The organism is Bacillus sp. FJAT-49736 (assembly GCF_018343615.1).
Classification (GTDB): Bacteria; Bacillota; Bacilli; order Bacillales; family Bacillaceae_C; genus Margalitia.
The window spans coordinates 1,364,638-1,378,676 of the sequence record NZ_JAGYPI010000001.1 but is presented as its reverse complement, the minus strand read 5'-3'; the positions used below and the strand labels follow the sequence as shown (position 1 = coordinate 1,378,676).

At 36.5% G+C, this 14,039-nt stretch carries 12 protein-coding genes; all 12 read left to right on the top strand.

What is annotated here, in order from left to right:
* Positions 1–42: 42 nt before the first annotated feature.
* The gene (gene glgB / locus KHA87_RS07225) at positions 43–2,028 is read left to right on the top strand and encodes a 1,4-alpha-glucan branching protein GlgB (RefSeq protein WP_213093413.1); all 1,986 of its coding nucleotides are present in this window, start codon (positions 43–45) and stop codon (positions 2,026–2,028) included.
* Entirely contained in the window at positions 1,971–3,128 is a 1,158-nt protein-coding gene (locus KHA87_RS07220) for a glucose-1-phosphate adenylyltransferase (protein WP_213093412.1), read from the top strand. The genes glgB and KHA87_RS07220 overlap by 58 nt, the downstream gene beginning before the upstream one ends.
* Positions 3,129–3,261: 133 nt before the next feature.
* Entirely contained in the window at positions 3,262–4,368 is a 1,107-nt protein-coding gene (gene glgD, locus KHA87_RS07215) for a glucose-1-phosphate adenylyltransferase subunit GlgD (protein ID WP_213093411.1), read from the top strand.
* A complete protein-coding gene (glgA, locus tag KHA87_RS07210; RefSeq protein WP_213093410.1) occupies positions 4,368–5,813 on the top strand; it encodes a glycogen synthase GlgA in 1,446 nt (481 codons plus the stop codon). The genes glgD and glgA overlap by 1 nt, the downstream gene beginning before the upstream one ends.
* 1,046 nt (positions 5,814–6,859) lie before the next feature.
* Entirely contained in the window at positions 6,860–7,603 is a 744-nt protein-coding gene (locus KHA87_RS07205) for a YqcI/YcgG family protein (protein ID WP_213093409.1), read from the top strand.
* Between the two features lie 103 nt (positions 7,604–7,706).
* Positions 7,707–8,444, top strand: coding sequence for an ABC transporter ATP-binding protein (locus KHA87_RS07200; RefSeq protein WP_213093408.1), 738 nt, complete (start codon positions 7,707–7,709; stop codon positions 8,442–8,444).
* Positions 8,441–9,199 carry an ABC transporter permease gene (locus tag KHA87_RS07195; protein WP_213093407.1) on the top strand — a complete coding sequence of 253 codons (759 nt, stop codon included), beginning with the start codon at positions 8,441–8,443 and terminating at the stop codon, positions 9,197–9,199. The genes KHA87_RS07200 and KHA87_RS07195 overlap by 4 nt, the downstream gene beginning before the upstream one ends.
* Before the next feature lie 215 nt (positions 9,200–9,414).
* Positions 9,415–11,028: an APC family permease gene (locus KHA87_RS07190; RefSeq protein WP_249310173.1), complete on the top strand. Its 1,614-nt coding sequence runs from the start codon at positions 9,415–9,417 to the stop codon at positions 11,026–11,028.
* Between the two features lie 175 nt (positions 11,029–11,203).
* Complete coding sequence (locus tag KHA87_RS22390; RefSeq protein ID WP_283249421.1) at positions 11,204–11,329, top strand: hypothetical protein; 126 nt, start codon at positions 11,204–11,206, stop codon at positions 11,327–11,329.
* Positions 11,330–11,515: 186 nt separating this feature from the next.
* A complete protein-coding gene (locus KHA87_RS22385) occupies positions 11,516–11,641 on the top strand; it encodes a hypothetical protein (protein ID WP_283249420.1) in 126 nt (41 codons plus the stop codon).
* Positions 11,642–11,864: 223 nt separating this feature from the next.
* Positions 11,865–12,638 carry a prolipoprotein diacylglyceryl transferase gene (locus tag KHA87_RS07185; RefSeq protein ID WP_213093405.1) on the top strand — a complete coding sequence of 258 codons (774 nt, stop codon included), beginning with the start codon at positions 11,865–11,867 and terminating at the stop codon, positions 12,636–12,638.
* Entirely contained in the window at positions 12,628–14,037 is a 1,410-nt protein-coding gene (locus KHA87_RS07180; protein WP_213093404.1) for a radical SAM protein, read from the top strand. The genes KHA87_RS07185 and KHA87_RS07180 overlap by 11 nt, the downstream gene beginning before the upstream one ends.
* Positions 14,038–14,039: the final 2 nt, after the last annotated feature.

The following is a 14,039-nucleotide window of genomic DNA, read 5'->3' as shown; positions in this document are numbered from 1 at the left end:
AACGTGTCTCATGAGTACATATAAAAAATGGAGGTGAGGAACATGAAAGTAGATACATTAAAAAAGCTGCCAACTGAATTGGATATATATTTATTTCATGAAGGTACTCTTCAGGAAGGATATAAAATTTTCGGTGCTCATATGACAAGTCGGGAAGGAATAAAGGGAGTTCACTTTTTAGTTTGGGCGCCTAATGCGTTAGCTGTTTCAGTAGTAGGTGATTTTAATCAATGGGATGGCTCGCGACATAAAATGGAACGAATCGAACAAACAGGAACATGGTCTCTTTTTATTCCAATGCTAGGTGAAGGTGACTTATATAAATATGAGATGCTTACGCCCAGTGGAGAAAAAATAATGAAAGCTGACCCGTATGCCTTTTATTCGGAAAAACGGCCACATACAGCTTCTATAATATATTCCTTAATAAAATATGCATGGTGTGACCAAAAATGGATGGAGAAACGAAAAAGAAATGAAGTCTATATTAAACCAATGCTTATTTATGAGGTTCACCTCGGTTCATGGAGAAAAAAAGCGGATGGTAGTTTTTATACGTATAGAGAACTAGCAGATTCTCTTCTAGACCATGTCATTCAATGTGGTTTTACCCACATTGAAATTATGCCCATTATGGAACATCCATATGATCGGTCATGGGGGTATCAGGTAACTGGGTACTATTCTGTTACGAGTCGTTACGGAACACCAGAGGATTTTATGTATTTTGTGGATCGATGTCATCAAAGAAATATTGGTGTGATTTTAGACTGGGTTCCCGTTCATTTCTGTAAGGATGCTCATGGATTGGGACGCTTTGATGGTACTCCGCTCTATGAGTCCTATGATTCGAGAAAAGCAGAACGGCCAAATTGGGGTACCTATAATTTTGATTTTGAGAAACCCGAAGTACATAGCTATCTTCTTTCTAGCATAATGTTTTGGCTGGACGTCTATCATGTAGATGGCTTTCGGATCGATGCAGTGTCTTCTATGATTTATTTAAATCATGATAACCATATTACTGGTTTGAGAAATAAATATGGCGGTGAAGAAAACCTCGAAGCCATTCAGTTTTTGAAGGCTCTAAATGAAGTTGTCTTTCAAAAGCATCCAGGGATTGTCATGATGGCGGAGGAAGCCACTGCTTATCCGCTCGTAAGTCATCCTACTAATTTAGGTGGACTTGGTTTTAATTATAAATGGAATATGGGGTGGACAAATGATGTTTTGCGCTACATGCAGCTCGATATGAACGAAAGGAAATATCATCATGAGCTCTTAACATTCTCCATGTTATATGCTTTTTCGGAAAACTTTGTGCTTCCTTTTTCTCATGATGAATTAGTTTATGGCAAGCGTTCATTATTAAATAAAATGCCTGGTGATTACAGCAGAAAATTCGCTAATCTTCGCCTGTTGTATGGCTACTACATGACCCATCCAGGTAAGAAGCTTTTATTTATGGGCAGTGAGTTTGCCCAATTTGACGAGTGGAAGGATTTAATGGAATTAGATTGGAATTTGCTTGAATATGATTCACATTTGCAATTCTACCATTATTGTATATCGTTCCATCATTTTTATAAAAAAATGTCATCTTTGTGGCGGTTGGATCATGTACAAGAAGGTTTTGAGTGGGTAGACCCGAATAATAGCACACAAAGCATCATAATTTTTATTAGAAAAGGAAAGCGCAAAGGTGATTATTGTATTGTCGTATGCAATTTCTCTAATGCATCATACAAGGAATATAGAATTGGGGTTCCGTCGTTTGGCAGCTATTTAGAAGTATGGAATAGTGATGACACTTCTTTTGGAGGGGATGGACAATGCAATGACAAGCCGATACAAGCAGAAAAAATACCTTTTCATAATCAGCCATGCAGCATGGAAATAACTGTTCCTTCACTTGGAATAGCTATTTTTATGAAGGCTACGAAAAAGCGACGGAAGGATGTTTTGGAAAAATGGGGTCAAAAAAATGGATCGCAATGCTACTTGCCGGGGGCCAAGGAACGAGACTAGGCGAGTTAACTGAGACACTTGCAAAGCCTGCCGTTCCATTTGGGGGAAAATATCGGATTATTGATTTTACGTTGAGTAATTGTTCTCATTCGGGAATAGATACAGTAGGTGTACTTACTCAATATGAACCGCATTTATTAAATGATTATGTTGGCAATGGAAGGGCATGGGATTTAGATCGGAATTTTGGCGGTGTAACGGTACTGCCGCCTTATAGAGGGAAGGATGGCGGACAATGGTATAAGGGAACTGCCAATGCCGTGTATCAAAATATCCATTATATCAACCAGTACAGTCCGGAATATGTTCTAATTATTTCGGGTGATCACATATATAAGATGGATTATAATCGATTGCTTCAATACCATATAGAAAAGCAATCACAAGCAACAATCGCGGTAATTCAAGTACCTTGGCAGGAAGCGAATCGTTTTGGAATCATGCATACAAACGAAGCTATGAAGATTCTCGAGTTTGAAGAAAAACCGAAATATCCAAAGAATAACCTTGCTTCCATGGGAGTTTATTTATTTAATTGGAGCTTGCTAAAGCAATACTTGAAAAATGATGAGGCGGATGCATTCTCCGAGAACGATTTTGGTAAAAATATTATTCCGAAAATGCTGGCGGACGGAGTACATCTATATGCTTACCAGTTTAATGGGTATTGGAAGGATGTCGGAACCGTTCGAAGTCTATGGGAGGCACATATGGATCTGCTTGGTGATAAGCCAGCTTTTTCTCTAAATGATTCACGCTGGAATATTTATGCCGGCAATGCAAATCATCCACCACAATATGTTGCAGCGGATGCTATTGTAAAAGAATCTCTGGTTAACGAGGGTTGCAGCATATTCGGATGCGTGGAACATTCCGTGCTATCCTATAATGTTCATGTTGGTAAAGGTAGTGTTATAAATAACTCTGTAATTATGCCGAATGTAAAAATTGGAAATAACGTCCACATTCATCGTGCTATCATCGCAAGTGATTCTGTCATTGAAGACGGCTCTGTTCTTAGTTCCTCTAATGAACTGGATGATATTACATTAATTGGAGATAATCGCAGAATTTCACTTCCGCTAAAAGAAGTGCTTTAAACAAGGCTCTTATTGACGAAATCCTTAGCAACATCCTTATTTTGTTAGGTTGCTAACCTTTTGAAGTAAAGATGCCAAAAACTAGGGATTTATTAAGATTTATAACTACTTACAAAAAGGGATGCGATAAATATTGGATAGTGTTGTGGGAGTAATTAATTTAATTAATGAAAAACCTTTTTTAAAAGAACTAACTTATAATCGCTGTTTAGCTTCGGTCCCATTTGCCGGCAGATATCGGATGATTGATTTTACATTGTCCAATTTTATTCATGCACAAGTGAAATCGGTTGCCGTATTTACAAAGGAAAAATATAGGTCTATAATGGACCATTTGGGATCAGGCAAGGAATGGGATTTAGACCGTCATTCCGGCGGATTATTTATTTTGCCCCCTATTCATCCTGATCAAAAGATAAAAGGAGATCTACAGCAATTTTATGATCATATAGAGTTTTTTCAACGCTCTATAGCGGATACTGTTATTATCACTCCAGGTCATCATGTGTGTAAAATTGATTTTAATGATATCATTCTCCAGCATCGCCATCATAAAGCGGATATTACCGTTATTTATAAAAAATATGATGGAACACCTGCTCTCAAGCCAATTTATCATGGATGCACAGTAAATCAGGCTGGAGAAGTGGTCGACATTGATTTATATACCTTTCCAAAAAATGATCATGACATTTGTTTAGAGACCTATGTAATAAATAAATATGTATTAATTGAGCTAATTAAAAAATGTGTGGAAAATGATGAATATGACTTTTTAAAAGATATGGTGAAAGCGAATTTAAATAAATTAAAGGTAATGGGCTATCAGTTTAAAGGCAGTATGCCATTTATCCACTCCATTGAAAGTTTCCATGCTGGTAATATGGCTTTTTTAAATCGAGAATATGCCGATAGCTTTTTGGATAACGAATGGACTGTTTTTACAAAAATTAAACATGAAGCTCCGGCAAAGTACTCTTCAACATCGACTGTTTCCAATTCGCTTATTGCGAATGGATGTGAAATTGAAGGAACTGTAGAAAACAGTATTATTTTTCGAGGAGTAAAGGTGAAAAAGGGTGCAACTGTAAAAAACAGCATTATTATGCAAAAGAGTGAAATTGGAGAAGGAGCATACCTGGACCATGTAATAACCGATAAACAGGTAATGATTACAAATGATAGAGTTGTCAAAGGGGATGAACAGCCTATCGTGATAAAAAAGGCGGAAATGCTCTAATGGAGGTTTTATTTGCAGCATCGGAATGTGTTCCATTTGTCAAAACGGGCGGACTAGGCGATGTTATTGGTTCATTGCCAAAGGCATTGGAAAAACAAGGAATTAAAACGAGTGTCATTTTACCCAAATATGGGGATTTACCTAAAGAGTATAAAAAACAAATGGTGTTTTTAAAAAGTATAGAGGTTCCTGTTGGCTGGAGGCGTGTATTTTGTGGTATTGAAATGCTAAAAATGGACGGCATACACTGCTATTTTTTAGATAATGAATATTATTTTAAAAGACATGGCAGCTATGGATTCTTTGATGATGGAGAGCGGTTTGCCTTTTTCTCTAGGGCAATATTAGAGGCAATTCCACATTTACAAAGCCAACCAGATATCATTCATTGCCACGATTGGCAAACTGGACCAATAAGTGTTTTATTAAAAGCACATTATCAAAATCAACCTTTATATAAAAATATAAAAACGGTATTTACTATTCATAATTTACGGTATCAAGGGAACTTTTCAAAAACAGTTCTTTCTGACCTATTAGATTTGAGTGAGTTGTATTTTCATATAGATGGTATTGAATATCACGGCAATGTGAGTTATTTAAAAGCCGGACTTGCATATGCAGATTATTTAACAACCGTAAGTCCTACCTATGCAAAAGAGATTCAAATGCCTTATTTTGGAGAAGGTCTTGATGGATTTTTGCAGAAGCATGCAAACCATCTCATCGGAATTATCAATGGAATTGATTATGATCTGTATAATCCACAAACGGATGAATGTATTTTTTCATGCTATGAAGATGCGGATGGAAAATGGATCAATAAGGTAAAACTGCAAGAGGCTTTGCATTTACCATCAATAAAGGATATTCCGGTTATTGCAATGGTTACGAGATTAGTAGAACAAAAAGGAATTGATTTGGTTCTGCATGTTATACATGAAATAATGAATATGAATGTTCAGCTAATCATTCTTGGAACAGGGGCACAGCAATATGAAACTACCTTTAAGCAGCTCTCTGAAAAGTACTCAGATAAATTATCCTATCATGGTTACTTTGATGAGACGCTTGCCAGGAAAATATATGCGGGCTCCGATCTGTTTTTGATGCCCTCCAAGTTTGAACCATGCGGCATTGGTCAGCTTTTGGCATTAAGATATGGCACTTTGCCTATCGTAAGAGAAACTGGTGGACTTTATGATACGGTCATTCCTTATAATGAATTTAAAGATGAAGGGTACGGTTTCAGTTTTACGAATTATAATGCACATGATATGCTGTACACCTTGGAGCGAGCAGTCTGGCTCTATCGATTTCAGCCAAAAAAGTGGAAGGAATTAATCACAAAAGCAATGGCACTTGATTTTAGCTGGGAAGCATCAGCCAATAAATATAAATCTATTTACGAAGGACTTTTTCATAATAAATTAATTCGAACATAGATACATTGGGAAGTTAACATGTACAACGATTTTCATTGTACATGTTTTTTATTGGTGATTTGGCTTTCGTTGGTACGATGAATGATATTCTGTGTGGTTATCCATTGGGTTTTGTCTTTCGTTGGTACGATGGAAGACATTTTGTGTGGTTATCCATTGGATTTTGTCTTTCATAAGGCCGACGAAGGACACTTTGCATGGTTATCGATTGGATTTTGTCTTTCATAAGTCCGATGAAGGACATTTTGTGTGGTAATCCATTGGCTTTTGTCTTTCATAGGTCCGATGAAAGACATTTTTCATGGTTATGGATTGGATTTTGTCTTTCGTTGGTACGATGAAAGACATTTTGTGTGGTTATGGATTGGATTTTGTCTTTCATAAGGCCGATGAAAGACATTTTTCATGGTAATCCATTGGATTTTGTCTTTCATAAGGTCGATGAAAGACATTTTGTGTGGTTATCGATTGGATTTTGTCTTTCATAAGGTCGATGAAAGACATTTTGTGTGGTTATGGATTGGATTTTGTCTTTCATAAGTCCGATGAAGGACATTTTGTGTGGTAATCCATTGGATTTTGTCTTTCATAAGGCTGATGAAAGACATTTTGTGTTGTGATCGATTGGATTTTGTCTTTCATAAGTCCGATGAAGGACATTTTGTGTTGTAAACAATTAGATTTTGTCTTTCATTAGGCTGATGAAGGACATTTTGTGTGGTTATGGATTGGATTTTGTCTTTCAAAGTTCGGATGAAGGACATTTTGTGTGGTTATGGATTGGATTTTGTCTTTCATAAGGCTGATGAAGGACATTTTGTATGGTTATGGATTGGATTTTGTCTTTCATAAGGTCGATGAAAGACAATTCGTATGGTTAGAAATCGATTTTTGTCTTTCATATCTGCAATAATGGAAAGCTAAACTTGAAATCTATTAGATATTATCATCATTTTTTAAACTTTCGTGACCCAATACTTACCCCATAATAGGACAGTCACCCACTTCTGTAACTTTTAATAAAGTAAAGAAGGAGGTATGTTCAAATGGTAAAACTGTACCGAGAGGATGTATTAGACTTTCCATTAGATAAATGGCAAAGAGAGGCATTTCTTGATTTCGATGAAAAGATTACACATAAAACATTCAGATTTCCCTGTATCCCAGCTTATCAAGGATATAAACTAAATCAATTGAGATTCGGTTTTGCAGATGATCCAAGGAAGGAAAAAGCGGCATTAGAATTGGCTAATCTATTAGAAGCATACGGCGCGACTTCAAAGGATATGGGAGTTTATACAGCACTTATTGTCTTTTTTAAAACACCACCGGATTTAAAAAATCTATATAATGTATATGATTTTGAACAGATTTTTTGGAAGTTATTAAATAGAGTAAATTTATTTGATAAGGAAGAATGGATAGAATCCATTTCCACTAACCCTGATCATTCCTCGTGGGAATATTGTTTTAACCGAGAGCGTTATTTTATGTATTGTGCTACCCCTGCGCATAGAAACAGGAAAAGTAGATATTTTCCTACCTTCATGCTGGCTATTACACCGCGATGGGTACTGGAAGAGTTCAGTGCTTCACAAGAAAAAGCTGATAGAATGAAAGAAATGATTCGAAAAAGGCTAGTAGATTATGATGAGGTTCCTCCCCACCCTGAATTAAAATGGTATGGTGGACCAGATAACTTTGAATGGAAGCAGTATTATTTACGAGATAATGATTCCACATTACCAGCCTGTCCATTTAAGCATGTTTGGAAAAAGCAGGATGAATAGAAACTCACCTATACTAATAGGTGTTTTTTTTACTGAAATCGCTTGATTCATAGTTAATATGTTAATCTATACGTATTGAATGATTAGCGGAAAGGGTAGTTGAATGATGAATCAATTTGCGATAGAACTAAACGGAGTTTCTAAGAGCTTTGCCGCAAATGGAAAAGTAGAGCAGGTGCTTAATCAAGTTACCGGAAACGTCAGAGTTGGATCAATCTTAACTGTTATAGGCCCATCTGGTTCTGGAAAAAGTACCATATTATCCATGTGTAATCTGCTGCTGACACCCGACGAGGGGGAAGTTTTTATCCATGGCAAAGAGGTTCGAACATGGGAGATTACTGAGCTGAGGAAAAAAGTAGGAATAGCTTTTCAGGCAGCCCCTATGATACCAGGAACGGTACTGGATAATTTGGTGCTTCCAGCAACTATCCACAAATCAGAATTAGAACGTCCAGAGGGTTTTTTAGAAAAAGTAAGGCTGCCCAAAACGATGTTACAGAAAAACGTACAGGATCTTTCAGGCGGGCAAAAACAAAGAGTAGCATTGGCGAGAACTCTTGTTAACAAGCCTACCATTCTATTATTAGATGAAGTAAGCTCTGCACTGGATCCAAGTTCAGTACGAGAAATAGAGGAACTAATAGTTAATATTCAAAAGGAGGAGCAGACAACGATTATTTGGGTTACCCATGATTTAGAGCAAGCACAGAGAGTAGGGACTCACTGCTGGTTTGTTTCCGGTGGTGAGCTTGTGGAACAAGGTCCCACAGAGTTGTTTTTTTCATCTCCAAAAGAGGAAATGACAAGAGAATTTCTTGCAAAGGGGATGAAGTCATGAACACATTAGCGCTTATCTTGAGTTTCGGATTTGTATTTGCAGCTTTAATTCTATCGAAGTCCTTTAAGCTAGGCCTCGGAAAGGATTTAATTATTACTGCAATTCGAGCTACAGTTCAATTATTAATCATTGGGTATGTTTTAAAATTAATATTTGGCTTTAATAATCCTTTTTCCATTATTGTCATGCTGTTAGTCATGATCTATGTTGCAGCAAGGAATGCGGTAAAGCGTGCAAAAGGGCTACAGCGTATAACATGGAAGATATTCGTGACCATATTGATTGTAGAAGCTATTTCGATGTCCTTTATGATCGGCTGCAAAATCATACCAGCTACACCACAATATATCATTCCAATCAGCGGTATGATAATTGGGAATTCAATGGTTATCGCAAGTCTATATTTAAATCGCTTAAAAGCGGATTTGCATTTACGAAAGCAAGAAGTTATTTTGCGATTGTCGCTTGGCAGTACACCAAAGCAAGCGATATTTCCGATTATTAAGGACTCTATTCGCTCCAGTCTCATTCCTACTATTGAAAGTCAAAGAACGATAGGACTGGTTCAGCTGCCTGGTATGATGACTGGGCAAATAGTAGCAGGGGCAGATCCAATCCATGCTGTGAGATTGCAGTTGCTTATTGTCTTTATGATTATGTCATCGGCGGCTTTTACAGGCATTATTTTAGGTTTATTGATTTATCCAAGTCTATTCAATAAGTATCAGCAATTAGAGATAGAGGGTTGGGAATAGTAAAAATGTTCAAAAGCACTTGGCATATGCTAAGTGTATTTTTTTTACCACCGGCAAACCCAAGATTGGGAAATAATCATCCTTGTGTATAAATACCCGAATCTTTTGAACTGCTAAATTCTAATATTATAGTAAAATAACAACTAAATGGAGTTTTATTATTGTGAAAATAGGGTAAAAAAGAACGAAACTATAATAATATAATATCTTTACTTTTGAAAGGGGTAACTCATGTGAACTCAATAAAAAGAAGGATGGGAACCTTTAGTTTGATGATGACAGGCTTAGGTTCGATTATAGGATCCGGATGGTTATTTGGAGCATGGAAAGCAGCTGGCATAGCCGGACCTGCTGCAATATTTTCTTGGATTATTGGAATGGTTGTAATATTATTTATTGCACTGTCCTATGCCGAACTTGGAGCAATGTTTCCAGAGTCAGGAGGGATGGTCCGGTATGCTCAATATACTCATGGTTCATTTGTAGGCTTTATCGCTGCATGGGCAAACTGGATTGCAATTGTTTCCGTTATCCCAACAGAAGCAATTGCTTCTATTCAATATATGCATTCATGGCCATTTAACTGGACACAGTCCCTGATGAATGGTAATGAATTGACTTTATTAGGGATTGCGCTTGTTATTGTGCTTTTACTCATATATTTCTTTTTGAATTACTGGACTGTACAGCTGTTTTCAAGAGCTAACAACCTCATTACTATCTTTAAAATTGTTATCCCTCTATTAACGATTACCGGGCTAATGAGTGCTGGATTTCATACCAGTAACTTTCATCTTCCCTCACAAGGCTTTACCCCTAATGGCTGGTCGGGAGTTTTTACTGCTGTTGCAATTTCCGGTATTGTATTTTCTTTTAACGGATTTCAAAGTCCTATTAACATGGCTGGGGAGGCAAAAAACCCTAGACGTTCGATTCCAATTGCCATAATTGGTTCATTACTGATAGCGGTTATAATATATGTTTTTTTGCAAATCACATTCATCGGTGCAGTAAGTCCGTCTCTTGCAGCGAAAGGATGGGGCAATATTCAATTTACTTCTCCATTTGCGAATCTTGCCATTGCTTTGGGTATAAATTGGTTAGCAATTGTCCTTTACTTAGATGCCTTCGTTTCTCCATCTGGAACGGGAACTACTTATACAGCCACAACAGCAAGAATGATTTATGGGATGGAGCAAAATGGTTACTTTCCGAAAATATTTGGGAAAATACATCCGTTTTACGGAGTGCCAAGACCAGCTATGATTTTTAATCTTGTTGTAAGTTTGATTTTCCTTTTCGTGTTTAGAGGTTGGGGTGCATTGGCTGAAATAATTTCGGTTGCTACGATTATTTCTTATATATGTGGACCGATTTCTGTAATGGCATTACGGAAAATCGGAGTCGATTTTCATCGGCCATTAAAAATAAAAGGAATTTCCTTAATCGCCCCACTAGGCTTCATTTTTGCCACCTTTATTTTATATTGGGCTAGATGGCCGCTAACTGGCGAGGTAATGTTCATCATGATCATCGGTTTACCACTTTATTTTTACTATCAGATAAAAAATAGATGGGTTAGCTTTAGTAAGGATTTAAAGGCAAGTGTCTGGCTTATCGTGTATTTAGCAGTAATGGCGCTGTTTTCCTATTTAGGGAGTGCGAAGTTTGGTGGAGTAGATTTAATAAAATACGGTTGGGATTTTGCCCTACTTATTGTATTGTCCCTTATCTTTTATTATTGGGGTATTAAAAGTGCTTGGGAAAATCGGTATTTAAAGGATGCAAAAGAAGTTAATAGCGTAGCTTATGGAAAAAAGGAGCAATAGTATTTGTTTTGGACACAAGAAATTTCTTGCGATGAAGTTTCTTGTGATTTTTTTTTGAATGGAATTGTATTTGCGACTTCATTTTGTATTTGAAAGACGAGATTAATAAAATGATAGACCAAAATGTCTTTCATCAAGTCGATGAAAGACAAAATGATGAAAAGGATGGACCAAAATGTTTTTCATCAAGTCGATGAAGGACAAAATGATGAAAATGATAGACCAAAATGTCTTTCATCAAGTCGATGAAAGACAAAATAATGAAAAGGATAGACCAAAATGTCTTTCATCAAGTCGATGAAAGACAAAATAATGAAAATGATAGGCCAAAATGTCTTTCATCAAGTCGATGAAGGACAAAATAATGAAAAGGATAGACCAAAATGTCTTTCATCAAGTCGATGAAAGACAAAATAATGAAAAGGATAGGCCAAAATGTCTTTCATCAAGTCGATGAAAGACAAAATGACGAAAAGGATGAATCAAAATGTCTTTCATCAAGTCGATGAAAGACAAAATGATGAAAAGGATGAATCAAAATGTCTTTCATCAAGTCGATGAAGGACAAAATGATGAAAAGGATGAATCAAAATGTCTTTCATCAAGTCGATGAAAGACAAAATGACGAAAAGGATGAATCAAAATGTCTTTCATCAAGTCGATGAAAGACAAATTTAATATATTGGTGTAAAAAATGCCCTTCATCTACAGGTGAACTTGAATTCCTCACAATAGTGTGGAAAATACTTACTTTTCGTCGTAGAAAAGAAGGATTAAAACGAAATTACTCGAATATTTATGAAATATCACTAAAAACACATAAAGAGGAGCTACATATGCATTTTCCTGTCTATATTTTTGGGATCCACCCTCATCTACTCTTTGAATCCTTATCATATTTTATTGGATTTCGGGTCTATTTATATACGAGAAATAAAAATAGAATTCCGATGGATAAGGCAATGTGGGTGATTGTTGGTGCTATTTTTGGTGCTGCAATTGGTTCGAAGCTCGTTTATTGGTTTGAGGATCCAATAAAAACGATTCATCTATGGAATAACCTAACCTACTTGATGGAGGGTAAAACGATTGTTGGCGGTTTATTAGGTGGGCTGATAGGAGTGGAAACCGCCAAAAAAATCATTGGCTGGAAGAGTTCAACTGGAGATGATTTTGTTCTGCCCTTAGCAGTTGGAATGATGATAGGGAGGATAGGATGCTTTCTTACTGGTTTAGATGACCATACATACGGAATTGCGACATCCTGGTTTACAGGCGTTAATTTTGGTGATGGAGTGAAACGCCACCCAACACAGCTTTATGAAATTGTTTTTTTATTATTGCTAATTATTGTTTTGCTATTCTTGAAGAAAAAGAACCTCTATCGGTGGGAAGGCTTCTTGTTTCAGCTCTATATGCTCAGCTATTTAGCTTTTCGTTTTTTCATTGATTTTATTAAGCCAACACCGCATCCATATTTACATTTAAACAATATCCAGCTAGCGTGTCTCTTAGGGATTATTTACTATGTTCTTCTTATTACAAAAAAATCAAAGTCTTTTGAACCGAATTTGATAAATAAAGGAATGGAGAATCAGCATGCCAAATAGACCATACACTTATTATGACTTAACTATAAGTATTTGCTCGAAGTGCCTACGAAAAGTGGAAGCGAAAATTATTTTCGAGAATGAAAAAGTATATATGGTGAAGACATGTATGAAGCATGGGAAAGAAAAAGTATTAATTTCCACAGACATTGAATATTACAAATGGTGCAGAGATTTTATTAAACCATCAGAAATGCCTCATCGTTGGAATACACCAATTAAATATGGCTGCCCTTACGATTGTGGATTATGTCCGGATCATGAACAGCATAGCTGCTTGACACTCTTGGAGATTACGGAAAGATGCAATCTTAAATGTCCAATTTGTTATGCGGAATCTTCTCCACATACGGGTACTTTCCGCTCATTAGAGCAAATTGAATTCATGTTAAATGCTATTGTCGAAAATGAGAAAGAGCCAGATATTATTCAAATAAGCGGCGGAGAACCTACTATTCATCCGCAATTCTTCGAGATTTTGGACATGGTAAAAGCGAAACCTGTAAAACATATTATGGTTAATACAAATGGCTTAAAGATAGCGGGAGATAAGGAATTTGTAAAAAAACTAGCAGCCTATAAACCTGGTTTCGAAATTTATTTACAGTTTGACAGTTTTGAAGGTGAAGCATTAAAAGAACTGCGCGGTGTTGATTTAACGAAGGTAAGACAAAAGGCCATCGATAACCTGAACGAATATAATATTTCTACAACATTAGTAGTGACTTTGAAAAAAGGATTGAATGATCATGAGGTTGGAAAGATTATTCAATACGGCTTAGAGCAAAAATGCGTTCGTGGCGTCACCTTTCAGCCGATTCAAGGCGCTGGGAGATTAGAGGATTACGATCCAAAAACAGATCGATTAACCCTAAGTGAAGTCAGACAAATGATTATCGACCAATCAGGAGTATTTGGTGAAAAAGATATGGTGCCAGTCCCTTGCCATCCGGATTCATTGGCGATGGGATATGCTTTTAAGCTGAATGATACTGTAACACCTTTAACGGGGATGATTGATCATCGCATATTACTTGAAGGGGAAAGGAATACGATTGTGTTTGAGCAGGACGAGAATATTCGGAATATGATTTTTAAAGTGTTCTCTTTAAATCACTCGCCTGATTCCTCTGCAATGTCATTAAAAGACTTATTATGTTGTTTACCACGAGTAAATCTTCCTGGGGATATAGGCTATGATAATGTATTCCGTGTAATTATCATGCAATTCCAGGATGCACATAATTTTGATGTTCGTTCCGTGAAAAAATCCTGTGTCCACATTGCTCATCCAGATGGAAGAATTATTCCATTTGACACATATAATTTATTTTATCGGGATGATAAAGAAATAGAATTAAAGAAAATTCAGGAGGAAGTGTTAGCTGGTAGAATCTAAAA

Coding starts and splice junctions, on each gene's coding strand:
- glgB (WP_213093413.1), top strand. CDS start 43: ATGAAAGTAGATACATTAAAAAAGCTGCCAACTGAATTGGATATATAT.
- KHA87_RS07220 (WP_213093412.1), top strand. CDS start 1,971: ATGGGGTCAAAAAAATGGATCGCAATGCTACTTGCCGGGGGCCAAGGA.
- glgA (WP_213093410.1), top strand. CDS start 4,368: ATGGAGGTTTTATTTGCAGCATCGGAATGTGTTCCATTTGTCAAAACG.
- KHA87_RS07205 (WP_213093409.1), top strand. CDS start 6,860: ATGGTAAAACTGTACCGAGAGGATGTATTAGACTTTCCATTAGATAAA.
- KHA87_RS07200 (WP_213093408.1), top strand. CDS start 7,707: ATGATGAATCAATTTGCGATAGAACTAAACGGAGTTTCTAAGAGCTTT.
- KHA87_RS07195 (WP_213093407.1), top strand. CDS start 8,441: ATGAACACATTAGCGCTTATCTTGAGTTTCGGATTTGTATTTGCAGCT.
- KHA87_RS22390 (WP_283249421.1), top strand. CDS start 11,204: ATGTTTTTCATCAAGTCGATGAAGGACAAAATGATGAAAATGATAGAC.
- KHA87_RS22385 (WP_283249420.1), top strand. CDS start 11,516: ATGTCTTTCATCAAGTCGATGAAAGACAAAATGATGAAAAGGATGAAT.
- KHA87_RS07185 (WP_213093405.1), top strand. CDS start 11,865: ATGCATTTTCCTGTCTATATTTTTGGGATCCACCCTCATCTACTCTTT.
- KHA87_RS07180 (WP_213093404.1), top strand. CDS start 12,628: ATGCCAAATAGACCATACACTTATTATGACTTAACTATAAGTATTTGC.